This is a genomic window from Tritonibacter litoralis (genome assembly GCF_009496005.1).
Taxonomy (GTDB): Bacteria; Pseudomonadota; Alphaproteobacteria; order Rhodobacterales; family Rhodobacteraceae; genus Epibacterium; species Epibacterium litoralis.
This window is the reverse complement of the sequence record NZ_WIBF01000001.1, coordinates 223,978-248,300: the sequence shown is the minus strand read 5'-3', so window position 1 is coordinate 248,300 and position 24,323 is coordinate 223,978. Positions and strand designations below refer to the sequence as shown.

Sequence of the window (24,323 nt, the reverse complement as noted above, 5' to 3'; positions counted from 1 at the left end):
CCACAGGTGCCATGGATTGAGCGCAGGTTTGTGAGGACCCTTTGACGACACGTAAGTTTTTGATTCTAATGGCGGCGCTGGGATCGGCTGCCGTGCTTTTGACGGCCTTTGCGTTTCAGCACCTTGGTGGGTTGGCACCGTGCAAGCTTTGCATCTGGCAACGTTATCCGCATGCGGCGGCTGCAGCCATTGGTGTGATCGCCTTCTTTATTCCCCTGCCCGCCCTGCTCTGGCTTGGCGCGTTGGCTGCTGCGGCAACTGCTGGCGTCGGCGCATATCACGCAGGTGTGGAGCAAGGATGGTGGGAGGGGCCCAGCACCTGCACCTCTTCTCCTATTGGCGGGCTGACACCAGATCAGCTGATGAACCAGATCATGTCCGCGCCATTGGTGCGGTGTGATGATATCCCATGGGAGCTGTTTGGCCTTTCCATGGCTGGGTGGAATGCGGTTGTGTCCGTGATCCTTGCGCTTTTGTGGGTCGCAGCGGCCCGCCATCCGCGATAACGCGCGAACCAAAGCTTGAGCGCCCTCGCGCTCAACTGTCCTTCTTGGTCGCCAACAGCAGGTTTGTTTCGCTGGTGGTAATGCCTTCGATCAATCGAACCCGTGACAGGGCGGCGTCAAAATCTTCCAGCGTTTCGGTGCCGATCTCAACAATCAGATCCCATCGCCCGTTTGTGGTATGAATGGCGCGCACCTCGGGCAGACCTTGCAATTGTCGCACAATCCGGTTGGTTCCTCGCCCCTCGATCCCGATCAACATCAAGCCGCGCACCGGATCGCGCAACACGTCTTCTTTCATAACCACCGTAAAGCCAAGGATATCGCCACGCGCTTGCAACCGCTCGATACGGCTGCGTACAGTGGTGCGTGACAGATTCAGCTGTGTTGCCAAATCCGACAGTGACGCCCGCGCGTCATGTCGCAAAGCTGAAATCAGGCGCTCGTCCACTTTGTCCATTTTCTAACCCGCAATGGTAAATTGGGTTCCGTTATGGTCAAATTGTGGGATTAAATCCAGCCCCTTTGCAAAGATACACTGTTTCCAGGTTGATTGATAAGGCTGGGACAGATGAAGCAGACCTGTGTTTTGGTCGGTGCGCCGATTGACAGTGGGAAAGACCGAAACGGTTGTTTGATGGGACCAGATGCGCTGCGCACCGCAGGTCTGGGCCCTGCGTTGGAGAGCTTGGGATTTCGCGTCACGGATCTTGGCAACCTTGGTCCCGCGGCGTTTGCACCGGATCTGCCCCACGCGCACCCGCATGCATTAAATGAAACCGTGGCCTGGACACGAACCCTTCAGGACGTGGCGGAACAGGTCATGTCAGAAGGTGTGCCGATCTTTCTGGGGGGCGACCATGCGATGGCCATGGGAACCGTCACCGGTGTTGCGGCCTATGCCGCACAGATCAAGCGCCCGCAATTTGTCCTGTGGTTGGATGCACACAGCGATTTTCACACGCTGACCACCACGGGCAGCGGCAATTTGCATGGGACACCAGCGGCCTATTTTACCGGAGTTTCCGGATTTGACCCGTTCCCGCCCGTGCCCTATCCGGTGCCCTTTGCGAATGTTTGCATGATGGGTCTACGCTCGGTGGATCCAGTGGAACGGGAACAGATCCACAAAACCGCGCTGCGCATCCACGACATGCGGGACATTGATGAAAACGGGGTTGTAAAACCCTTGAAAGCTTTCCTCGAACAGGTCGCGGCCCAAAACGGCATGTTGCATGTCTCGTTGGATGTGGACTTTCTGGACCCTGCCGTTGCCCCCGCGGTTGGCACAACCGTTCCCGGTGGCGCCACGGTGCGCGAGGCGCATCTGGTTTGTGAAATCCTCCACGACAGCGGGCTGATCACGTCCATGGATCTGGTTGAGCTGAACCCGTTCCTGGATGAGCGCGGCCGCACCGCGCATTTGATGGTGGACCTTTGTGCCTCTGCCTTTGGTCGCCGTGTTTTTGATCGTCCCACCCGGAGCTATCTATGACGTCCCTGCAATCTCCATCGGATCTGGTTATGATCCGTCCCCATCATTTTGTATCAAACCCCGAGACCTGCGCCGACAATGCGTTTCAAACCCGCCCGAATCTGGACGAAGGCGCGGTTGCAGACTCAGCGTTGCGCGAATTTGACAGCACGGTTGAGACGCTGCGTTCGGCTGGCGTGTCCGTTCTGGTGTTTGACGATGACACCCCCGGCACGCCTGACAGCGTGTTTCCCAACAATTGGTTTTCGACCCATGCGGGCGGTCACATCGCGGTTTATCCGATGTTTGCAGAAAACCGACGCCGGGAACGCCGCTGGGATGTGATCGAGGCGTTGAAACAGCGCTACAGGGTCCAGGATGTGATTGATTACTCGGGCATGGAACAGGACGATCTGTGGCTTGAAGGGACCGGTGCCATGGTGTTGGACCATATCGGCCGGGTGGCTTATGTGGCGAAATCCAACCGGGCGGATCCTGTGTTGCTGGAACGGTTTTGCACCCATTTCAACTTTGAACCGATGGCCTTTGACGCCAAGGATTCCCAAGGCCGCGATGTCTATCACACCAATGTTCTGATGAGCGTTGCGACCCGTTTTGCGTTGATCTGCCTGGATATGATCGTGGACCCCACTCGCCGCGACCAAGTGGTGCAGCGTTTGGAAGAAACCGGGCGCACCGTTATTGACCTCAGCGAGGCGCAGATCAACGCCTTTGCGGGAAATGCTTTGGAACTGTCGGTCTCTGACGGTCGGATTTTGGCCCTGTCGGAAACCGCTTTGGCGGCCTTGTCCAAGGGTCAAATGGCCCAAATCGAAGACAGCGCCGCCCTTCTGCCCCTGCGCATTCCAACCATTGAAACAGCCGGCGGCTCGGTCCGCTGCATGATGGCGGGGATCCACCTCAGCCCTCGTAAAGTCTAAAGATCAAAGGACAACTCTATGTCACACCCGTCGGAAAAAGCCCTGGTCCCCTTTGTCAGCGTCGACAATATGATGAAGCTGATCCACCACATCGGCTTGGAGGACATGCTCAAAGGGCTTGCCACATATATCGAGGATGACTTCAAGCGCTGGAATAGCTTTGACAAGACCCCACGTGTGGCCAGCCACTCCGAGGTCGGCGTGATCGAATTGATGCCCACCTCAGACGGAGAGGCCTATGGGTTCAAATACGTCAATGGCCATCCGAAAAACACATCCGAAGGGCTGCAAACCGTGACGGCCTTTGGCCTGCTGGCGGATGTGTACACGGGTTATCCGGTGCTTTTGACCGAAATGACCCTGCTGACCGCCCTGCGCACCTCGGCCACGTCAGCTATGGTTGCCAAACATCTTGCCCCCCAAGGTGCGGATACCATGGCGATGATCGGCAATGGGGCGCAGTCTGAATTTCAAACGTTGGCGATGAAGGCGATCTGTGGTCTGAAGACGGTGCGCCTTTATGACAATGATCCCTCCGCTACACGTAAGTGCGCGCAAAACCTCTCGGGTCTTGGGATCAACATCGTTTCCTGCAGCACGCCCGAAGACGCAATTCAGGGAGCGCAGATCCTGACAACCTGCACTGCAGACAAGCAATGTGCCACGATTCTGACCGACAATATGGTGGGTGCCGGGGTTCATATTAATGCGATTGGTGGCGACTGTCCGGGTAAGACCGAACTGGCAGCGGGTATACTGTCCCGTTCAGATGTCTTTGTGGAATTCCCGCCGCAAACCCGGATTGAGGGGGAGATCCAACAAATGGCTGAGGACTTCCCAGTGACCGAATTCTGGAAAGTTGTCACCGGCCAGGCCCAAGGGCGCAGCGACGCACGGCAGATCACCTTGTTCGACAGCGTCGGCTTTGCGATCGAGGATTTTTCGGCGCTGCGGTATATCCGCGATCATATCAATGGCACAGGTTACTACGAGGATCTCGATATGCTGGCTGACCCGGATGATCCGCGCGACCTCTTTGGCATGTTGACCCGCGCCAAAACCTGAGCTGCTGCTTCGGAGCCGTCCTCGCTTGGCTCCAATTGGGCAGAGGGTCGAGGGGGCTGGCGCAAGAAAAATTGACGAGGCTCCGCGCCCATCGGGCGGGGATACGTCCATTTTCCTTGTGCAAGACCCCGCCTCTGCCAGTTTGGGCCAAGAAAGAGGATGGGTCTGAAGCTTGCTGCTTTGGTGAGATCCGAGCAGACGTTCAATCCAACATTTGGCTTTCAAACACCCTGTGGATCACGCGTCCAGCTCGGTGTCCCAATAGAGGAAGTCCATCCAGCTTTCATGCAGGTGATTTGGGGGGAACCGTCGCCCGATATTGCGTAATTCTTCAGCATTTGGGCGACGTGGCGGTTTGCGCAGGGACATTCCAGCGCGATGCAGCGATTTGGAACCCTTTTTCAGGTTACAAGGCGAACAGGCCGCAACCACATTTTCCCAGCTTGTGACACCGCCGGCCGCCCGTGGCACCACATGGTCAAAGGTCAGATCCCCTTTGGCACCGCAGTATTGGCATTGAAAACCGTCCCGCAAAAATAAATTAAAGCGCGTGAAGGCCACGCGCTTTTGGGGTTTGACAAAATCTTTCAATACAACAACCGAAGGTATTCGAATTTCGGTGCTCGGGCTGCGGACGGTTTCGTCATATTCTGCAACAATATCAACACGATCCAGCCAAGCCGCCTTGATCGCATCCTGCCAGGGCCACAAGGACAATGGATAATAAGAAAGCGGTCTGTAATCCGCGTTCAAAACCAACGCCGGATGGTGACGCAAAGCGCCCGGTTCTCTTACAAAATCTGTCCTGAAATCGCCGTCCATTGGTAACGTCTTCCTCGCCCTGTCTGCCTCTACTGGCACCAGAGCGGGGAACCCGCCCCAGCTACCTCAAACTATATATCGTGGTTAACAGGAGGCAAGCCCCAAGTGTCCACAATATGTCGCAGTGTTTACGTCGATTCCGTGACAGCGGCGTGACGGTTATCCACAGGCTGCAAGCCTGCGGGCTTGCCAGTCTGGAGCCTGCAGCCTATGTGCGTGCTCATGTCCCGATTGATCCGATTTAACAAACCGTTTGACGTGTTGCCGCAGTTCACCGACAGCGCCAATGCGGACAGCCCGCGCAAGACGCTGAGCGACTATATAAACTGCCCCGGTGTCTATCCGGCGGGTCGGTTGGATCGTGACAGCGAAGGGTTGATGCTGCTGACGGATACCGGTCGGGTGCAATCCTGGATCAGTGACCCAAAACACAAGCTGCCCAAAACCTATTGGGTGCAGGTCGAAGGTGTTCCCGATGACGCGGCCCTTAAGGCGTTGCGGGACGGCGTGACGCTCAAAGACGGCCAGACTCGCCCGGCCAAGGCGCGTCTCATAAAAGAACCCCAAAACCTCTGGGCGCGGGTTCCACCGATCCGGGAGCGGAAATCGGTTCCCGACAGTTGGATCGAGCTGACAATCACCGAAGGCAAAAATCGGCAGGTGCGCCGCATGACTGCCGCCGTGAACCACCCGACGCTGCGCTTGATCCGTTATTCCATCGGCACATGGAATTTGGACGACCTACCCCAAGGCAGTTGGCAAGACCTTGAGGTTCCGCGTATTCCGGGGCGTCCAAAACCCGCGATGAAACCACCGCGGCGACCAAAGACAGAAACGCCGCGCAAACCCAGACGGCCGCGCGGCGCAAAATCGTAACCGGGTCCGGTTTACAGACTCAGGACATCGCGCATAAAAGCCAAGGCAACGCCCAGCCCATCGGGGTCGATCCCATGCGCGGTGCCTTTCATCACATGGGCATAGACGTCCTTGAACCCGGCCTCTTGCAGCGCTTCGGCAGCCTGAGGCAGCGATTGGATTGGCACAACATCGTCCTGATCCCCATGGGCCAGAAGAATGGGCATCCGCGACACCACTTCGTCGTCCAAAAGTTCTGGTCGCATCAAACGCCCGGAAAAGCCGACAACACCGGCCACCGGATCTTCGCGGCGTGGGGCCACATGCAGGCTCATCATGGTGCCCTGGCTGAAACCCAACAGGACAACCTGCTCGGGCAGCAGATCCTCATCCACCATCAACGCATCCAAAAAGGCGTTCAGATCCTCGGCTGCCGCCAACAAGCCGCGTTCGGCCTCTTCTTCGGAGGAGCCGTCAATCCATGGGATCGGGAACCACTGGAACCCCATTGGCGCACCGGCACAGGCCTCGGGCGCATCAGGCGCCACAAACAACGTATCGGGCAAATGTTCGGCCAATGGATCGGCCATGCCCAAAAGGTCGGCCCCATTCGCGCCATAGCCATGCAGAAACACCACAGCAGATCGGGTGTCCCCGGAAAGCGGCGCTTTGCGCCCTGCGTTCAAAACACGTGTCATCGGATCCCTTCCCTGTCCTTTGCCACTCGGTAATAGGCCCACAAGAGCCGCGCCGCAACCGACCGCCAGGGCGACCAGGCATGGGCCATGTCGCGCAGGTCACGTTCTTTGGGCCGTGCATCCAGGTCAAACAACACCCGCGCCGCCTCTTGCAGGGCCAGATCACCCGGCGCAAAAACATCCGCCCGTCCAAGCGAGAACATGGCATAAATCTCAGCCGTCCAGACTCCGATGCCGGGCACTTGGGTCAGGGTTGTCATCACCACATCATTTGGCGCATCGCGCAATGCTTTGAAATCAATCCGCGCCTCAGCCAGGGCGCGGGCATATCGGATCTTTTGACGGCTGAGCCCCACAGCGCGCAAATCATCGTCGCTGGCCCACATGATTTTACGCGGACCTGTTAGCCGCGCCTCCTGCATCCGTTTCCAAATGGCATTGGCCGAGGCCACGCTCACCTGTTGGCTGACAATCGCGCTTAGCAGCTGATCAAACCCATCCGATTTCAGCCGTAGCGGCAAAGGCCCCGTTAGGGTGAGCGCATGGGCAAAGCGCGGTTCGGCCGACGCCAGCCAGGCGGCTCCTTCGGCTACACAGTCGTCCGAGGTGATGACCCGGCCGATTGATTGCGGCATCTCTGCAGGGTTTGTTGGTTTGGTGGGTTCAAGCATTGCAAAACTGTGATTGTACCAAGCGGCGTGAGACTCTTGTTCCCTTTCTTCCATAGGAGTAGGCAGTTCACATGACAATGACCATGACAGCCCCCGATGATCGCGTCGCCAAACGCAATGTTGTTATCCTTGTGATGGCTCAGGCCATCCTTGGTGCACAGATGCCGATGATTTTTACCATCGGCGGCCTTGCAGGACAGTCATTGGCGTCCAACGCATGTTTTGCAACCCTGCCGATCTCATTGATCGTTGCGGGATCCATGTTGGCGGCGAACCCAGTGTCGGCTGTGATGCAGCGTTTTGGGCGGCGTGTCGGGTTTTTGATGGGGGCCTTATTTGGCGCGCTTGGGGCAGCTGTTGGGGCCTATGGGCTTTATCTTGGGTCATTTCCGATCTTTCTCGCCGGCAGCCTTTTGACCGGCGTCTATATGAGCGCACAGGGGTTTTACCGTTTTGCAGCTGCGGACACGGCGTCCGATGCGTTTCGCCCCAAGGCGATCTCATATGTCATGGCAGGCGGCCTGCTGGCCGCGGTGCTGGGCAAGACGCTGGTGGTCGAAACATCCGACGCCTTTGTGGTGCCGTTTATGGGCACCTATATGGTGATCATCCTGCTCAATCTGGTGGGATCTGCGGTGTTTTTCTTTTTGAAAATCCCAATGCCGGAAAAACCTTCCGCCTCGGCACCACGTGGTCGCAGCCGGATGGAACTGCTGAAAGACCCTGTGATTTCGACCGCTGTGATCTGTGCGGTCGTGTCCTATGCTTTGATGAACCTGGTGATGACCTCGACACCGTTGGCGGTTGTAGGCTGTGGTTTTGGCCAAGGTGATGCCGCCAATGTTGTGATGAGCCACGTTCTGGCGATGTATGTTCCCTCGTTCTTTACTGGCCATCTGATCGCCCGTTTTGGCGTGGAAAAGATTGTTGGCGCGGGTCTGGTGATCCTTGCCGGCGCAGGTGGTGTAGCGCTAAGCGGGGTAACGCTTGAGAATTTCTATATCGCGCTGATCCTTCTGGGGCTTGGCTGGAACTTTGGCTTTATTGGCGCAACCACAATGTTGGCCGGAGCCCATGAGGGCTCGGAAAAAGGTCGCATGCAGGGCATGAACGACTTCCTCGTCTTTGGCGGTGTCACTCTGGCATCGCTGTCGTCCGGTGGTCTGATGAATTGTTCTGGTGGAACCCCAACCGAAGGGTGGAGCGCGGTGAACCTGGCGATGGCGCCTTTCCTGGTTCTGGCAGGTGCGGTTCTGTTGCGATTGGCCTTGCGCCCCCGCCCAGTCTGACGTGTTCAGGCTAAGCGGCCCAGTCTGATTGCCTGTCTACCAGCGACCGGTGCTGGCGCACCACATCAGACGCAGGCGCTTTTTAAACTCGCTCAGTCCCAGTTCACCTGCGACCACCCGCTGGGGCTCTTTCAAAGCTTGGCGTAGGATCGCCTCGCTTTGCCAGCCTGCCAGCAACGCCGGGCGGGTTTCTGCGGCAAACGCGCCAGAGCGCCGTGATTTCTGCAAAGCATCCAGGCCAATTTGCGCAAGCTCTTGCACACCTTCACGCGTGCCATCCACCAACGGAACGCGGTTTTGTTTTTCCAACGCAGGAACGGCGCGCAGCCAATTCGCAACGCCCTGCGCGAAGCCGAATTCCCGCGCAGCGGTTTCGTCCCCCTGCCCCAGATTCGACCCAAGGCTTGCGACAGACATCCACATCAGATTGCCGGATGTGTCCTTCAGATACTGGACCAAGGCTTCCACATCCGAAAACGGGTCACGGTAGATGTCCCAGCGCCGCGCTTCGGCCATGGCGTCGATGTTTTGGGCTTCTGTGGGTGACAGAACCTTCGCCAAAGGGGTTGCCACAAAGTGACGGCGCACGGGCGCTCCGCTGGCAATTTCTGCCCCTACATCGCGCCACCATTGAACGCGCATCTCTGCAATCATGCTTTCCTGACTGGCCCAGGGCGCGCGCGACAGTTCCGCGTTAAATGCATAGAGCACAAAGAGCCGAAACCGTGCGGGCACCGGAGCCGCCATGGCAGCCTGAAACCGATCCGGATCCGCCCGTTCGACCAATTCAGCACAGGCGCGCAGGTCGTCGTCAAATTGCAGCTCTGCCACGGTTTACTCCGCTGCCATCGTCTCGGCATGCAAAAGACGCCAGTTCACCGCATCCAGCATTGCTTCAAACGACGCATCAATTATGTTTGGTGAGACGCCGACCGTGGACCAGCGGTGTCCGCTTGCGTCCTCGCTGTCGATGATCACCCGCGTCATTGCCTCGGTCCCGCCTTGGGTGATGCGCACCTTGAAATCAACCAGACGCATGCCTGCCAGCTGGTCGGAGTATCGACCCAGGTCCTTTTGCAGGGCTTTGGACAGCGCGTTCACCGGACCCCGGTCACTGCCAGTTTCATCCATCGACTCGCTCACCGACAGGCGTTTGTCACCATCAACCACCACAACCACCACAGCCTCGGACAGGCTGACCATCTGGTTGTACTTGTTCTTGCGGCGTTCCACCGACACCCGATAACGTTTCACTTCAAAGAACTCAGGGCACAGACCCAGCTCCCGACGCGCCAACAGCTCAAACGAGGCTTGTGCCGTGTCATAGGAATAGCCCTGCGCCTCGCGCTCTTTGATCACCTCAAGGATACGCGGCAGGGCGGCGTCGCCTTTTGGCACCTCGATCCCAGCTTCCATCAGACGTTTGCGCAGGTTCGACTGCCCTGCCTGATTGGACATGGGAATAATGCGCCCATTGCCAACCACCGCAGGGTCCACATGTTCATAAGTTGACGGATCCTTCAGAATGGCGCTGGCGTGCAGACCTGCCTTGTGGGCAAAGGCCGAGGCCCCCACATAAGGCGCTTGTTTCTGTGGAACCCGGTTCAGGATTTCATCCAACATCCGGCTGATGCGGGTCAGATCTCCCAGTCTGTCTTGTGACACGCCGGTGTCCACCAGATCCACATAAGGCGCCTTGAGCATAAGCGTCGGGATCAAGGTGACCAGATTAGCATTGCCGCAGCGCTCGCCCAATCCGTTCAGCGTGCCCTGAACCTGACGCACTCCGACCTCAACCGCAGCCAGCGAACAGGCCACGGCCTGCTCGGTGTCATTGTGACAATGGATACCCAGGTGGCCACCGGGAATGCCGCTGGCAATCACCGCCTGCACAACCTCCCGAATCCGGCTCGGTTGGCAGCCCCCATTGGTGTCGCACAGGACCACCCACCGCGCGCCTGCCTCATAAGCCGCCTGACAACAGGCCAGCGCATAGTCTGGATTGTCCGCATAGCCGTCAAAGAAGTGCTCAGCATCAAACAACGCCTCGCGCCCCTGCCCCACGATATGGGCGATCGAGGCGCGGATGTTCTCAAGGTTTTCCTCAAGCGTGATGCCAAGGGCCTGGGTCACATGGTAATCATGGCTTTTGCCAACCAGGCAGACCGCACCCGTGCCCGCGTTCAATACTGCCGCCAGAACCTCGTCATTTTCGGCCGACCGTCCCGCCCGTTTGGTCATGCCAAAGGCGGTCATACGCGCGCGGGTCTCGGGCGCTGCCTCAAAAAACGCGCTGTCGGTGGGGTTGGCGCCGGGCCATCCCCCTTCGATATAGTCCACCCCCAACAGATCCAGCGCTTCGGCGATCTGCTGCTTTTCGGCGGTGGAAAACTGAACGCCCTGGGTCTGCTGCCCGTCCCGCAATGTGGTGTCGTAAAGGTACAGACGCTCCTTGGTCACGCCAGTGCCTCCAATTTGGCGGCGTCAAAACCTGTGGTCGGAACCAGTTCCACACCGGATTTCGACATGCGCACTTCCAGTCCAGCCTCCACAAAGGCCGCTTTCAACCGGTCAACCTCGCCAAAGTCCTTGCTGACCATGGCCGCCTCCCGCGCCGCAGCCAACCGATCGGCAAAGGGGGTCAGTTCCATGCTCGGTGCCTCTGCCCATGCGCCAAGCGCAGGTGTCAACAGCCCCATCAACTGGGCCGACGCCAACAAGGAGGCGGCCTCCCCGCTGGCGGCCAGCTTATGCAGCTCTGCAACCGCGCCCGCGGTGTTCAGATCATCCGCCAGCGCCTCCAGGACCGCGGCAGCAGCGGTGGCAGCGGGTTCGACGCCCGCTGTCAGCGCCCGCCACTTGCGCAGCGTGGCCTCGGATTGCTTGGCCTTTTCCTCGGTCCAATCCATTGGCTTGCGGTAATGGGTCTGCAGGAAGACAAAGCGGATCACCTCACCCGGAATGCCCTGATCCAACAGATCCCGCACGGTAAAGAAATTGCCCAGTGATTTGGACATCTTCTTGCCTTCGACCTGCAGCATCTCATTGTGCAGCCAATACCGGGCAAAGCGGTGGTCCGGGTTCGCACAGCGGCTTTGAGCGATCTCGTTTTCATGATGTGGGAAGATCAGATCATTGCCGCCGCCGTGAATGTCAAAATCCTTGCCCAACAAGGCCTGGCTCATGGCGGAACACTCAATGTGCCAGCCCGGACGACCAAAGCCCCAAGGGCTCTCCCACCCCGGTTGGTCGCCGGTGGACGGCTTCCACAGGACAAAATCCATCGGGTTCTTCTTGTAAGGTGCCACTTCGACCCGCGCGCCAGCGATCATGTCATCGACGGAACGGCCCGACAGCTTGCCGTATTCTTTTTTCCAGCTGTCGACCGCAAACAAAACATGACCTTCAGCGGCGTAGGCATGACCGCGCTCCATCAACACGCCGATCATATCCACCATCTCGGCAATATAGGCGGTGGCGCGGGGCATGTGGTTCGGCTCCAGCGCGCCCAGCTCTCCCATGTCGTCCAGGAACCATTGGGTGGTCTGGGCGGTGATGTCGCCAATCGGGCGGCCACTTTCTGCGGAGCGTGCGTTGATCTTGTCATCCACATCCGTGAAATTGCGCGCATAAGTCACGTGACCCGCGCCATAGACCTCACGCAGCAGGCGAAAGAGCGTGTCAAACACCACCACGGGCCGGGCATTGCCCAGATGCGCGCGGTCGTAAACGGTTGGACCACAGACATACATGCGCACATTCTGCGCATCAATCGGCTCAAAGACGTCTTTTTGACGGGTCCAGGTGTTGTGCAATTTGATCGTCGTCATGACAGCTCCGTTTACTCGGTCGGGCCCAGGTATTCCGCGTGGCTTCTTGCGCGGATCCGCGCAGCGCGGGCTTAGCAGCTTGTCAGGAAGAAGAAAACGACAGAAACCAGCCCGCTGAGGAAATCAGCAGGAAATACAAATGAGAATAAGGGTGCATTTGGGCTTCATGACTTTGCTGTATCACGATGGGGGTCAAAGGCCAACCGCCTTTTGTTTAGAACCGGAAACCAGCGCTGAGGGACCAGATGTTATAGGTGCCGGTGTTTGCGGCATTGGCCTCTGTCTGGCTGACCTCACCGATCAGCTGGATGTTTTGGCGAACAGGGACCGAGATGCCAATGCTCAGCGCGCCCTGATCCAGTTCCATTACCCCTTCATGGCCGTCATCCTGAAGCGAGAGATATCCCAAAAGCCTGCCAAAATCATATCCGGCCTGGAGTTGAACCGGAGTATGACGGTTCAAACTTTGTGGGTCCATCTCCCATTGATCCGCCAAACGTTGCAGGGACGCGCCCTGCTGATAGGTTTGCAATTGCAACGCGTGGGACGGACCAAGCTGCGCGCCGGATCCGCGATTTTCAAACAGATGAACCTGCCCACCACCGGGCCAGCCTGCGCCCAGGAAAAAGCCGCGCTGATCCTGTGCGTACCCAGGCAAAACCGATATCGATACCATGAGGCCCAGAGCAACAGCCCGAGCCATCCACATTCTGTAGTGTCCCATTGTTCAACCGATAGATTAAAAAGCAGCGCCGCCGCGCCTGACATCCCAGGTTTCATTATGGGCCATATTGCTTAACCTGCGGTTTCCAAAATCGCGCTCTTTTTAACCAACAGCAGGGATATCAGCAGAAATCCATAAAAAATGCGCTGACGCCTGAGGCACTGGTAAGCCAGACAAAATAAAACCTCCTCTTCGCAGAAGAGGAGGTAAGTTTCGTCGTTCAGGCTCTGCTTTATACCGCTCGTTGTTTTTTGCCTGCGGCCTGACCAACGCTGAGAGCGAGCGCACCCGCCCCAGGGTTCCGAAATTTCGTGGTCCCCGTTTTAAGCCTGGGGACCCAAGGCCGCCTGCGCGCACCGGGGGTGAATGGCGCGCGCCGGCTAAAACCTCTCTTAGCTACAGCCAGATGTTGCGCCGCAAGTGTTGCACTTCATGCAGGTGCCGTTGCGCACCAAAGTGTAGTTACCGCATTCGCCACATGGATCCCCTTCATACCCCTGCATTTTCGCCTTGGTGCGCGCATCCATGCCCGATCGCGGCTGCGATGTTTCAGGCACCAATGTCTGCAGCGCTGCCACAGGATCTTCGACATCGGAGATGGTCGAAGGGGCTTCCTGACCACCCCGCAAGACCACCAGCTCTTGGGGCAGACGTTTGCGCAGATACCCGGTGGAGGAAATCTGTTTCAGCACCTCCAGTGACCGCGTGGCTGCAGTGTCGGAGATTTCGGAAACGTTTGAGATCCCCTCTTCCTTGTCGCCACGTCCCACATCGTCAAATGCCGCGCCTTCGGGTTTGACATGCGCCAGATCGGTGCGATCCAGATAAGACACTGCCAGTTCCCGGAAGATGTAATCCAGGATCGAGGTTGCGTTCTTGATCGAGTCGTTGCCCTGCACCATGCCGGCGGGCTCAAACTTGGTGAAGGTAAAGGCGTCCACAAACTCTTCCAGCGGAACGCCATATTGCAAACCAACCGAGACCGCGATGGCGAAGTTGTTCATCATCGCCCGGAAGCCCGCGCCTTCCTTGTGCATGTCGATGAAGATCTCACCCAAGGAGCCATCGCCGTATTCGCCGGTCCGCAGATACACCTTGTGACCACCGACAACCGCCTTTTGGGTGTACCCTTTGCGGCGTTCCGGCATTTTGGTCCTGTGAGATTTCAGCACCTCTTTGATGACCACTTTCTCGACGACTTTTTCGGCGAGAACGGTTGCTTTTTCCTGTGGTGTGCCAGTTTCCAGAACCTCTGCCGCGTCATCATCGTCTTCGACCAGTGCCGCCGCCAGAGGTTGGCTCAGCTTGGAGCCGTCCCGATAAAGCGCATTGGCTTTGACGCCCAAGGACCAGCTCAGCTCATAGGCCTTCTGGCATTCCTCGATCGTAGCGGAATTGGCCATATTGATCGTCTTGGAAATCGCACCCGAGATGAACGACTGCGCCGCCGCCATCATGCAGATATGGCTTTCAACGTTAAGATAACGCTTGCCTTTCTTGCCGCAGGGGTTTGCACAGTCAAAGATCGCATAGTGATCTTCGCTCAAGTGCGGCGCGCCCTCCAATGTCATGGTGCCACAGACGTGGTCATTGGCGGCGTCGATCTCGGCCTTGTTGAAACCAAGGTGGTTCAACAGATCAAAGGCGGGATCGTTCAGCTTGGCCGATGGGATGCCCAGAACACCGGTGCAGAAATCTTCGCCCAGGGTCCATTGGTTAAAGACAAAGCGCACGTCAAAGGCGCTTTCGAGTGCGGCGTCGATTTTGGCCAGCTCGCGCGGGCCAAAGCCATGCCCGGTCAGCGAGGTGTGGTTGATCGCCGGCGCATTGCCGATGGAGCCATGACCGACCGCATAAGAGACAATTTCTTCGATCTGAGCAGAGGTATATCCCAGACCTTCCAGCGCGGCCGGAACCGACCGGTTGATGATCTTGAAATACCCGCCACCCGCCAGCTTCTTGAATTTGACCAGGGCAAAGTCAGGCTCGATCCCGGTGGTGTCGCAATCCATCACCAGACCGATGGTGCCCGTGGGGGCAATCACGGTGGTCTGCGCGTTGCGATACCCGTGGCGCTCGCCCAGCTCCAGTGCTTCGTCCCAGGCGCTCATGGCGAAATCCACCAGACGCGCATCGGGGCAATTGTCCAGATCGAGCGGAACTGGTTTTACGGTCAGCCCTTCATACCCTTCGGCCATGCCGCGGGCCGCATTGCGGTGGTTGCGGATGACACGCAGCATGTGTTTTGCATTGCGCTCATAGCCGGGGAAGGCACCAAGTTCCGACGCGATCTCGGCCGAGGTGGCATAGGCCACACCGGTCATCAGCGCGGTCAGTGCACCACAAAGCGCGCGTCCCTCGTCCGAATCGTAGCCATGGCCCATATTCATCAAGAGGCCGCCGATATTGGCATAGCCCAGACCCAGCGTACGGAAGTCATAGGACCGTTGGGCGATTTCCTTGGACGGGAACTGCGCCATGGTCACCGAGATTTCCAGCGTCAGCGTCCACAGGCGGCAGGCATGCATGTAATCTTCGGCCTGGAACTTGCCATCTTCATAGAAGGTCAGCAGGTTCATCGACGCCAGGTTACAGGCGGTGTCGTCCAGGAACATATATTCCGAACAGGGGTTTGAACCGCGAATCTGACCATCTTCGGGGCATGTGTGCCACTCGTTCACGGTGTCATGGAATTGAATGCCGGGATCTGCACAGGCCCAAGCGGCGTGACCCACCTTCTCCCACAGATCCCGGGCTTTTACGGTTTTTGACACCGAGCCATCCACACGATTGATGAGCTGCCAGTCGGCATCTTTTTCAACCGCTGTGAGGAAGGCATTGGTGACCCGGATCGAGTTATTGGAATTCTGTCCCGATACCGAGCTATAGGCTTCACTGTCCCAATCGGTGTCATAGGTCGGAAACTCGATGCTGGTGTATCCCTGTTTGGCATAGTCCAGCACGCGTTTGACATAAGTCTCCGGGATCGCGACTTTTTTGGCTTCACGCACCGCTTTCTTCAGCCCGTCGTTTTTCGCGGGATCGGTTGCGTCAGCCTCGGCGCCGTCCCAGTTGCGGATCGCCTGAAAAATCCCGTTCAGCATCTTCTCGTGCATCTTGGAACCCGCAACAATGGAGGCAACCTTCTGTTCCTCAAGGACCTTCCATTGGATGAAGTCCTCGATATCCGGGTGATCGGCGTCCACAATCACCATCTTCGCTGCTCGACGGGTTGTCCCGCCAGATTTGATCGCACCAGCGGCGCGATCCCCAATTTTCAGGAAGCCCATCAGCCCCGAGGATTTGCCCCCACCTGACAGCGATTCACCTTCGCCCCGCAGGGCAGAAAAGTTTGTGCCCGTCCCGGAGCCATATTTGAACAGGCGCGCCTCACGGACCCATAGATCCATAATGCCACCTTCGTTCACTAGATCATCGGCGACAGATTGGATGAAACAGGCATGCGGCTGCGGATGCTCATAGGCACTGGCCGATTTTGTCAGCTTGCCGGATTTGAAATCGACATAGTGGTGACCCTGTGATGGGCCATCGATCCCATAAGCCCAGTGCAGGCCGGTATTAAACCATTGAGGCGAGTTTGGTGCCGCGCGTTGGGTGGCCAGCATAAACCGCATTTCATCGAAATAGGCACGCGCATCCTCTTCAGAGGAGAAATATCCCCCTTTCCAACCCCAATAGGCCCAGGCACCGGCCAAACGGTCAAATACCTGTTTGGAGGAGGTTTCACCGCCCATTTCAACGGCATCATCCGCCGGAACCGAACGCCAGAGGAACTCAGGAACCCCTTTTTCGCGGACCTTCTTGGTGCTGGCCGGGACACCGGCCTTGCGGAAGTATTTTTGTGCGATGACATCGCTGGCCACCTGACTCCAGGTCGAGGGAACTTCAATGTCGTCCAGTCGGAACACGATCGTGCCATCTGGATTGCGGATTTCGGAAGTGGCAGCGTTAAATTTCAAACCAGCGTAGGCGTCTTCCCCTGCGGTGGTAAACTTCCGTTCGATTTTCATGCGTTCTGCCCCGGCTCTGCAGTCAATTCGGTTTTCATTCGTGATCGGACGCGTAAACAGCCAAAAAACGCCTTATCGCGGCGCATTGCACACGCCGACGTGCCCGTAAGGCTATGAAAAAACGTTGTTTTGAGCTTTCTTGCGGTTACCCCAATTTGACCTACAAGATCTTGTGTCGCCGCGTCCAGTACACACAATCTGACGTATTTGGACACAATTGGTCAACGCCAAATTTACCATGTTCTACCCTTCTTTTCTATTGACGGAGAAACGGCAGTCATGGGGGTGCAAGTGTTTTTGATTCACCAAAGGCGGGGTCAATCAAGGCAATGCAAAAGCAGCATAAGCGGCTGGTTTTTTCGAAGCCACGTGAAATCAATACCTTGCCGAGATGTCTTAAGATTTCAACCGTTTGAGATGCTGCAACCGCGCAATGAATCGTATGTCTCTACATCCCGCTCTGCGTAAAAATTGCCAGACGTTTCAGCGCCAGCCGTGTGACATTTCTTCACCAAAGGAGAAGATTGATTAGCAGGCACATAAATCAGAACCGCGGTTAACCTGCCATGTTTTGGCGCGATTTTGGGCCAATTGATTAAGGTTTGGTTAATTCACGAATGGACTACATGTAGTATGTTAAGACTTGGCCAGTGCCGAAGGGTCCCGACAATCGCGGACAATCATGTGAGTCGATTTTCTTGGATTTCGGTCTCTCCGACCACTTTCTACGTTGAGAGTAGAAAGTGGTCGGGGCGGCAGGATTCGAACCTACGACCCCCTGTACCCAAAACAGGTGCGCTACCAGACTGCGCCACGCCCCGGACCGTGCGCCTTCCTATCCTTGCTGGATGGGAATGAAAACCCCTAACAAGGCCAAATTGGCGAAGAATTTGAAAAAACTTTGTGTCGCAGCACGTTACCGACCGAAATGCCGTATTTAGCGACCAAACCACCGTTGATTTCCAACACCGCAAAGACCGAGTCCCCGCCCGGAATCACGGTCAGGTCCTTTGGGATTGCATTTTCATGGATGTGGGAAATTCGACCGTTCGCGTCGACGAACAGCATGTCCAACGGAATCAACGTATTCTTCATCCAGAAGGCGACACGCTGCGGATATTCATAAACGAAAAGCATGCCAGCGCTGCGTGGCATGGTTTCGCGAAACATCAAACCCTGCGAGCGTTCAGCAGGTGTATCAGCCAATTCGATGGAAAACGCCAGTTGCCCAAAATCCCCTTTGAGCTCGACCTGCCCTTCGCGGCACTCCGCAAAAGCCGCGCTTCCCATCATCAGCACAGCACCAACAGCCATCAACTGGCGTATCATATTAGATATTGGCTGCTTCCCAGGCCAGAACTTCAACCGCCATACGTCCGCGTTTGCCGTCGATGACACGCATCGCAAGCGCTTCGCCAGGCTGCAGGTCCGCAAGGCCAGATTGCCGCAAAACTTCCACATGTAAAAACACATCCTCTGACCGGCCAAAAACATTGGCAAAGCCAAAGCCTTTTCCTTTGTCGAACCATTTCACACGCGCAGCTTCCAGCGGTCGCGTGCTGATCTCTGCCATGTCCAGCTCAGCAAAATCGCTCAGCACCGGAACATCTTCGCGCTTTGGCGGTTCGATCTCAAGAACTTCGACCGCCTGCACGCCACGTGTCGTGCGATGTGCGATCAACTGCACGACTGCCCCATCTGCAACCGAGCTTTGTCCAAAGTTCCTTAGTACATTTATATGAAGCAGAATATCGGGGCCGCCTTCGTCTGAGACAATAAAGCCATAGCCTTTGGTCGGATCAAACCACTTCACCACACCACGCAGAGTTTGCATGCTGCTCAGATTAACGTCTTCAGCCACTGGAATCTCACCAATCGTTTTTGAATTATTATGTGCGTTTTTCTGATGCGATAATTGATTGAACATTTGCAAGTACAAATTTGTGTCGGATGTGGCAAAATGGAAATTCGCACTAAAATGTTATGGAGACAATCTCTGTACTGACCAGTTTTGCCCAATATCTGATCGGCTCCATTGGAAACGATCATGCAGACGGAAGTCGCCATCGGCCCAGAACTCAATCTCTAGGGGTGAAATTCGGAACCCGCCCCAAAACGGAGGGCGCTTGGGCGCAGGACCTTTTGTGGCCGTGATCTTGGCAACTTCAGCCATCAGCGAGGCCCGGCTTGCCAGGGGTTTGGATTGTTGTGACGCCCAGGCCCCAAGGCGGCTTTTGAGGGAGCGAGACGCAAAATATTCATCGGCTTTTGGCCCCTCTTCGCGCTCCACCAACCCGCGCACGCGGATCTGTCTGCGCAAAGATTTCCAATGCATAACAAAGGCTGCCTTACCGGATGCAGAGATTTCCTGACCCTTGGTGCTGTCGTAATTGGTGTAAAAGACAAAGCCCGCGTCTTCGATCTCTTTCAGCAGCACCATTCGCACATTGGGCATCCCGTCGCTGTCCACGGTGGACAAGGCTATCGCGTTTGGATCATTGATCTCTTGGGCTTCGGCCTCGGTCAGCCAGCGCCGTGCGATGTCAAACGGGTTGTCGCCCGAGAATACTGCGTTGCGATCAGACATATGCTGAAATCCCCACCAAATTATAATGTATAGGGATACGTAAGCGCTGAGATTATTGACCACAAGCGTGCGCAAGCCACCGTGACCTCTTGAAGCAGCCGCTTTGTCATAATAAACACCACATAATCACGTGATCACAGGCGGAGAACCTGCATGTCTAGTCAACTTATGACTGGTAAACGCGGCCTAATTATGGGCCTTGCCAACGATAAATCAATTGCTTGGGGCATCGCCAAGGCCTGCGCCGACGCCGGAGCGGAACTTGCGTTTTCCTATCAGGGCGATGCTCTGAAGAAACGGGTCGACCCGCTTGCGGCGCAACTGGGCAGCGAGATCGTGCTGCCGTGCGACGTCGCGGACGAAGCGTCGATTGACGCGCTGTTCGCAGCGCTCGAGGAAAAATGGGGCAAGCTGGACTTTGTTGTTCATGCCATTGGTTTTTCTGACAAAAACGAGCTGCGCGGGCGGTATGTCGACACCAGCCGTGACAATTTCACCATGACGATGGATATCTCGGTCTATTCGTTCACAGCCGTGATGAAACGCGCGGAAAAGATGATGAGCGAAGGCGGCAGTGCCCTGACCCTGACCTACTATGGTGCGGAACAGGTGATGCCACATTACAACGTCATGGGCGTTGCAAAAGCCGCATTGGAGGCTTCGGTGAAATACCTGGCCGAAGATCTGGGCAAAGACGGCATTCGCGTCAACGCGATCTCGGCCGGCCCGATCAAGACGCTGGCGGCTTCGGGCATTGGTGATTTCCGTTACATTATGAAATGGAACGAACATAACTCACCCCTGCGCCGTAATGTTACAACCGAGGATGTGGGCAAATCTGCGCTCTATCTCTTGTCGGATCTTGGTTCCGGCGTGACGGGTGAAAACCTGCACGTGGATGCGGGGTACCATGTTGTCGGCATGAAGGCCGTTGACGCACCTGATATGTCCAAAGCCTAATAAAATAAGGCGGATCGCCAAAGGAGGCGGCCGCCAACGACTGCGCCGCAGCGCAATAGGAGCACCCTAATGACAGATCGTCTTCCACACGAAAAAGGCTTTCACATCAGCTGGGACCAGATCCACCGGGACAGCCGTGCTCTGGCGTGGCGTCTGGATGGCCAGGGTCCTGACGACGGCGCCTGGCGTGCTGTGGTCGCCATCACACGAGGCGGTATGGCGCCTGCGATGATTGTCAGCCGAGAGCTGGATATTCGAACCGTGGACACCATCAGCGTCAAATCCTACCACCACCAGGACCAGGGTCGGGCACAGGTGCTGAAAGCGCCCGACGCCGATTTGATGACCGATGGTACCGGGATCCTGATCGTCGATGATCTGGTCGACAGCGGAAAGACGTTGGAGCTGGTGCGGGAAATGTATCCCAAGGCGCATTTTGCAACGGTCTATGCCAAGCCCAAAGGGCGGCCCCAGGTGGATACGTTTATCACCGAGGTCAGCCAGGACACCTGGATCTTCTTCCCTTGGGACATGGCTTTGCAATATGTCGAACCTTATCGCGGCAAAGACTAAACCCATCCAATTTCTGATCGGGCGCTCCTGTTAGGGGCGCCTTTTTTCGTTACGTCACTTTTATTTGAGACAGCCCAAGGCGGAGGCTTTTATGGCGATACCACGCACCAAACGCACCTTTTCCTCGCCCATCGTCGAATCGCGGCGATGGCTTCAGGGGGTCTCATTTCCGGCAGATCGCCCGCTTTTGAACCTCAGCCAGGCCGCGCCAGCCGATCCTCCACCCGAAGCTTTACGCAACGTCATTGCCGAGGCGGTGCTGACAGATGACAGTGCGCATCTTTATGGCGCAGTGCTGGGGCGGCACGAGCTTCGTGAGGCGCTGGCAGAACAAGTCAGCGCCCACTATGCGGCGCAGATCACGGCGGATCAGGTTGCAATCACCTCGGGCTGCAACCAGGCCTTTACGGCCACGATTGCCTGCCTGTGCGACGAAGGGGATGAGGTGATCCTGCCAACACCCTGGTACTTTAATCACAAGATGGCGTTGGACTTGGCGGGCGTGACCTCAGTTCCCCTGCCCGTCGGCGATGGCATGTTGCCCGACGCAGACATGGCCGCACAGCTGATGACCGAGAAGACCCGCGCCATCGTGCTGGTCACGCCGAATAACCCTTGTGGCGTTGAATACCCCGATACCCTTCTGGAAGCGTTCATGAGATTGGCACACGATCACGGCGTGGCTTTGATTGTGGATGAGACCTATCGCGACTTTGATCAACGCACGGGAATACCGCATAAGTTGTTCCAAGTTGACGTATGGGAAAGCACGTTGGTGCACCTCTATTCCTTCTCTAAATCCTATAGACTTACGGGACACCGGGTTGGCGCTATCATAGCGGGTCGCGCGAAATTGTTCGAAATTGAAAAATTCCTAGATACGCATACGATTTGCCCCAACCAGATCGGACAGATTGCTGCGACCTGGGGAATTGCCAATCTGCAGGGCTGGCTTGCGCAGGAACGTCAAGAGGTTCTGGATCGTCGTGCTGCGATTGAGGCTGGTTTTGCCGTATTGCAAGACCAAGGCTGGCGTCTTCTGGGCTGTGGTGCCTATTTTGCCTATGTCGAACACCCGTTTGACACGCCTTCGATCGATCTGGCGCAGCAGATGATCCATGATTGTGGGATTTTGATGTTGCCCGGATCGATGTTCACACCCGAAAATGATCCCAGCGGAGAGCGTCAATTCCGCATCGCTTTTGCCAATGTGGACGCGGATGGGATCGCTGAAATGTATCGTCGATTGGCAGATTGGCACCCAAACCGGCGTTAGGGCCGCGCATTTCGCACAGAACTTTGCGACCTGACTCACTGCTGTGCCTTGCCCCCCCGCCAGTGGCAGCGTAATTAGGTCGGCGAACCACACAGACGCGGCTCCCGTTTGTGCATTCGACATCGGGTTGGGCGCAGGGAGCGGCGGAAAACTGGAATTTGGCCATCAGGGCGGCAGGCATGAAAAAACTCTCAAAAACCTTCGTATGGATCCTTATGGGGATGCTGATCCTGGGCCTTGCAGGCTTTGGCGCAGTGAGCTTTACCGGATCCGGCACGGCTGTGGCTACGGTTGGGGACGAAGAAGTCTCGATCAATGATTACGCCCGCGCGCTGCAACAGGAACAACGCGCCATTCAAGCGCAATCCGGGCAGGCCTTTTCGATCTCACAAATGATCGAACTGGGTTTGGACCGCACCACTTTGAACCGTCTGGTGTCCGTGGCCGCGATCGACAATGAGGTGAAACGCATCGGCGTCTCTTCCGGGGATGACAATCTGTTGCGGGAAATTTCGGAAATTCCTGCCTTCCAGGGCATCGATGGCAGCTTCGACCGCGAGGCTTACGGCTTTGCCTTGCAAAACGCAGGTCTGAGCGAGCGTGAGTTTGAAGCGGACATTCGTCAGGAAACAGCGCGGACCTTGGTGCAGGGCGCGGTGATCTCGGGTGTAAAAATGCCCGAAACCATGCGCGCAACACTGTTGAACTATGTCGGTTCGCGCCGCAGCTTTTCTTATGTTTTGCTGTCGCCGCAGGATGTGATCCTGCCGCAAGTGGCTGCAAGCGACGCTGAGTTGCAGACATTTTATGATGAAAACATTGCCGCGTTCACGCTGCCGGAAACCAAAGTCATCACCTATGTCCAGCTGAGCCCGGAAATGGTTATGGCGGATATCGACGTGGAAGAAGCCGCACTGGTCGAGCTGTATGAACAACGCGCGGATCAATACAATCTGCCCGCCCGCCGTCTGGTTGAACGTCTTGTATTTGGCGACCAAGCCGCCGCAGAAGCTGCCAAGGCTCGGATTGACGCAGGCGAAGTAACGTTTGAAGGTCTGGTCGCGGAACGGGGTCTTGATCTGGCGGACATCGACCTTGGCGATCTGACCCCTGATGCGTTGGGCGATGCGGCAGAGGGCGTCTTTGCGGTTGCGGCTGGCGCGGTGACAGCGCCCCTGCCCTCTGACCTTGGCCCTGCGCTTTATCGGGTGAACGGCATTCTGGACGCCCGCAATACGTCCCTGGATGAGGTGCGTGACGAACTGCGCCGCGAACTGGCGGGTGATCGCGCCCGCCGTTTGATCGAAGCCCGCGCGGAAGATATCGAAGACCTTCTGGCAGGAGGCGTGACATTGGAAGAGCTGGCCAACAGTGACGGCCTTTCCTTGGGCCAGATCAACTGGACCGCCGACAGTGATGCGGACATCGCAGCCTATGACGGTTTCCGCAACCGCGCCGCTGCGGTGACGCTGGATGATTTCCCAACCGTAGATTTCCTGGCCGATGGCAGCCTCTATGCGCTGCGCCTGGATGAAACGCTTGAACCGCGTCCCGAACCGTTTGCGGATGCACGCGATGCGGTCAACGCCGCCTGGGAGGCAAACCGCGTGTCACAGGCTCTGGAGCAGCAAGCCGAGACGTTGGTGACCCAAACCACCGAAGGCGGCGATTTCCCTGAGACAGCAGAGGTTCAGACTGAGACCGCGCTGACCCGTACGGCTTATCTGGATCACACTCCGGCTAACCTGATGAACCAAGTGTTCGAAATGGCACCCGGTGATCTGCGCGTGGTCACAGGCGAAGACAACACCGTTGTGGTCCGCCTGGATGAGGTTCTGCCCCCTGCGGAAACGGATGAGCTGAACTCCTTGGCGGACGCCATCGCACAACAGCTGGATCAATCGCTGGCCCAAGGCCTGTTTGAGGCCTATGCCAATGATCTGCTGCAACAGGCGCAACCGCAGGTCAATCAACAGGCTTTGTCGGCTGTTCAGGCCAACTTCCACTAATAAAGGCGACGTAAC

The 24,323-nt window shown here is 56.9% G+C and carries 22 protein-coding genes and 1 tRNA gene; 10 read left to right on the top strand and 13 right to left on the bottom strand.

Annotated features, from left to right (window positions below; translation table 11 throughout):
* Window positions 1-41: 41 nt before the first annotated feature.
* Window positions 42-506, top strand: coding sequence for a disulfide bond formation protein B (locus GFB49_RS01200; protein WP_153213977.1), 465 nt, complete (start codon window positions 42-44; stop codon window positions 504-506).
* A gap of 31 nt (window positions 507-537) precedes the next feature.
* Here the strand turns inward: GFB49_RS01200 and GFB49_RS01195 are convergent, their stop codons facing one another.
* The gene (locus GFB49_RS01195; RefSeq protein ID WP_153213976.1) at window positions 538-963 is read right to left on the bottom strand and encodes an Lrp/AsnC family transcriptional regulator; all 426 of its coding nucleotides are present in this window, start codon (window positions 961-963) and stop codon (window positions 538-540) included.
* A gap of 111 nt (window positions 964-1,074) precedes the next feature.
* Between GFB49_RS01195 and rocF the strand changes: the two genes are divergently transcribed.
* Genes rocF through GFB49_RS01180 form a run of 3 tightly spaced genes read left to right on the top strand, consistent with a single transcriptional unit; the run spans window position 1,075 to window position 3,983 of the window.
* Window positions 1,075-1,998: an arginase gene (gene rocF / locus GFB49_RS01190; protein ID WP_153213975.1), complete on the top strand. Its 924-nt coding sequence runs from the start codon at window positions 1,075-1,077 to the stop codon at window positions 1,996-1,998.
* Entirely contained in the window at window positions 1,995-2,918 is a 924-nt protein-coding gene (gene ctlX, locus GFB49_RS01185; protein WP_153213974.1) for a citrulline utilization hydrolase CtlX, read from the top strand. The genes rocF and ctlX overlap by 4 nt, the downstream gene beginning before the upstream one ends.
* 18 nt (window positions 2,919-2,936) lie before the next feature.
* Window positions 2,937-3,983 carry an ornithine cyclodeaminase gene (locus GFB49_RS01180; RefSeq protein WP_153213973.1) on the top strand — a complete coding sequence of 349 codons (1,047 nt, stop codon included), beginning with the start codon at window positions 2,937-2,939 and terminating at the stop codon, window positions 3,981-3,983.
* A gap of 237 nt (window positions 3,984-4,220) precedes the next feature.
* Here GFB49_RS01180 and GFB49_RS01175 read toward each other — a convergent pair whose 3' ends face one another.
* Window positions 4,221-4,805, bottom strand: a complete 585-nt coding sequence (locus tag GFB49_RS01175; protein ID WP_153213972.1) for an HNH endonuclease — start codon at window positions 4,803-4,805, stop codon at window positions 4,221-4,223.
* Between the two features lie 222 nt (window positions 4,806-5,027).
* On the opposite strand from GFB49_RS01175, the gene GFB49_RS01170 reads away from it, so the two are divergent.
* Window positions 5,028-5,681, top strand: a complete 654-nt coding sequence (locus tag GFB49_RS01170; protein WP_153213971.1) for a pseudouridine synthase — start codon at window positions 5,028-5,030, stop codon at window positions 5,679-5,681.
* An 11-nt stretch (window positions 5,682-5,692) separates the two neighbouring features.
* Here GFB49_RS01170 and GFB49_RS01165 read toward each other — a convergent pair whose 3' ends face one another.
* Window positions 5,693-6,358, bottom strand: coding sequence for an alpha/beta hydrolase (locus GFB49_RS01165; protein WP_153213970.1), 666 nt, complete (start codon window positions 6,356-6,358; stop codon window positions 5,693-5,695).
* A complete protein-coding gene (locus GFB49_RS01160) occupies window positions 6,355-7,029 on the bottom strand; it encodes a DNA-3-methyladenine glycosylase family protein (RefSeq protein ID WP_246149567.1) in 675 nt (224 codons plus the stop codon). The genes GFB49_RS01165 and GFB49_RS01160 overlap by 4 nt, the downstream gene beginning before the upstream one ends.
* Before the next feature lie 71 nt (window positions 7,030-7,100).
* Between GFB49_RS01160 and GFB49_RS01155 the strand changes: the two genes are divergently transcribed.
* The gene (locus tag GFB49_RS01155; protein ID WP_153213969.1) at window positions 7,101-8,318 is read left to right on the top strand and encodes an MFS transporter; all 1,218 of its coding nucleotides are present in this window, start codon (window positions 7,101-7,103) and stop codon (window positions 8,316-8,318) included.
* 36 nt (window positions 8,319-8,354) lie between these two features.
* Here the strand turns inward: GFB49_RS01155 and GFB49_RS01150 are convergent, their stop codons facing one another.
* The 9 genes from GFB49_RS01150 to pdxH form a co-directional block, all read right to left on the bottom strand.
* Entirely contained in the window at window positions 8,355-9,140 is a 786-nt protein-coding gene (locus tag GFB49_RS01150) for a squalene/phytoene synthase family protein (protein WP_153214525.1), read from the bottom strand.
* Between the two features lie 12 nt (window positions 9,141-9,152).
* A complete protein-coding gene (cimA, locus tag GFB49_RS01145) occupies window positions 9,153-10,778 on the bottom strand; it encodes a citramalate synthase (protein ID WP_343032430.1) in 1,626 nt (541 codons plus the stop codon).
* Complete coding sequence (gene cysS, locus GFB49_RS01140) at window positions 10,775-12,148, bottom strand: cysteine--tRNA ligase (RefSeq protein WP_153213968.1); 1,374 nt, start codon at window positions 12,146-12,148, stop codon at window positions 10,775-10,777. The genes cimA and cysS overlap by 4 nt, the downstream gene beginning before the upstream one ends.
* 214 nt (window positions 12,149-12,362) lie before the next feature.
* Window positions 12,363-12,857 carry a hypothetical protein gene (locus tag GFB49_RS01135; RefSeq protein ID WP_153213967.1) on the bottom strand — a complete coding sequence of 165 codons (495 nt, stop codon included), beginning with the start codon at window positions 12,855-12,857 and terminating at the stop codon, window positions 12,363-12,365.
* Window positions 12,858-13,264: 407 nt separating this feature from the next.
* On the bottom strand, window positions 13,265-16,903 hold the full coding sequence (locus GFB49_RS01130; RefSeq protein WP_153213966.1) for a vitamin B12-dependent ribonucleotide reductase: 3,639 nt from the start codon (window positions 16,901-16,903) through the stop codon (window positions 13,265-13,267).
* A gap of 744 nt (window positions 16,904-17,647) precedes the next feature.
* Window positions 17,648-17,724 (bottom strand) — tRNA-Pro (locus GFB49_RS01125).
* Window positions 17,725-17,767: 43 nt separating this feature from the next.
* Complete coding sequence (locus GFB49_RS01120; RefSeq protein ID WP_246149566.1) at window positions 17,768-18,217, bottom strand: DUF192 domain-containing protein; 450 nt, start codon at window positions 18,215-18,217, stop codon at window positions 17,768-17,770.
* A 16-nt stretch (window positions 18,218-18,233) separates the two neighbouring features.
* Window positions 18,234-18,764, bottom strand: coding sequence for a cold-shock protein (locus tag GFB49_RS01115; protein WP_343032429.1), 531 nt, complete (start codon window positions 18,762-18,764; stop codon window positions 18,234-18,236).
* 120 nt (window positions 18,765-18,884) lie between these two features.
* The gene (gene pdxH / locus GFB49_RS01110) at window positions 18,885-19,490 is read right to left on the bottom strand and encodes a pyridoxamine 5'-phosphate oxidase (protein WP_153213964.1); all 606 of its coding nucleotides are present in this window, start codon (window positions 19,488-19,490) and stop codon (window positions 18,885-18,887) included.
* Between the two features lie 153 nt (window positions 19,491-19,643).
* Here pdxH and fabI point away from each other — a divergent pair, with 153 nt between their 5' ends.
* From fabI to GFB49_RS01090, 4 genes are all read left to right on the top strand, one after another.
* Complete coding sequence (fabI, locus tag GFB49_RS01105) at window positions 19,644-20,450, top strand: enoyl-ACP reductase FabI (RefSeq protein ID WP_153213963.1); 807 nt, start codon at window positions 19,644-19,646, stop codon at window positions 20,448-20,450.
* 69 nt (window positions 20,451-20,519) lie between these two features.
* Entirely contained in the window at window positions 20,520-21,023 is a 504-nt protein-coding gene (gpt, locus tag GFB49_RS01100; protein WP_153213962.1) for a xanthine phosphoribosyltransferase, read from the top strand.
* Between the two features lie 91 nt (window positions 21,024-21,114).
* Complete coding sequence (locus GFB49_RS01095) at window positions 21,115-22,299, top strand: aminotransferase (RefSeq protein ID WP_153213961.1); 1,185 nt, start codon at window positions 21,115-21,117, stop codon at window positions 22,297-22,299.
* A 179-nt stretch (window positions 22,300-22,478) separates the two neighbouring features.
* Window positions 22,479-24,308, top strand: a complete 1,830-nt coding sequence (locus tag GFB49_RS01090) for a peptidylprolyl isomerase (protein WP_153213960.1) — start codon at window positions 22,479-22,481, stop codon at window positions 24,306-24,308.
* The last annotated feature ends 15 nt before the right edge of the window (window positions 24,309-24,323 follow it).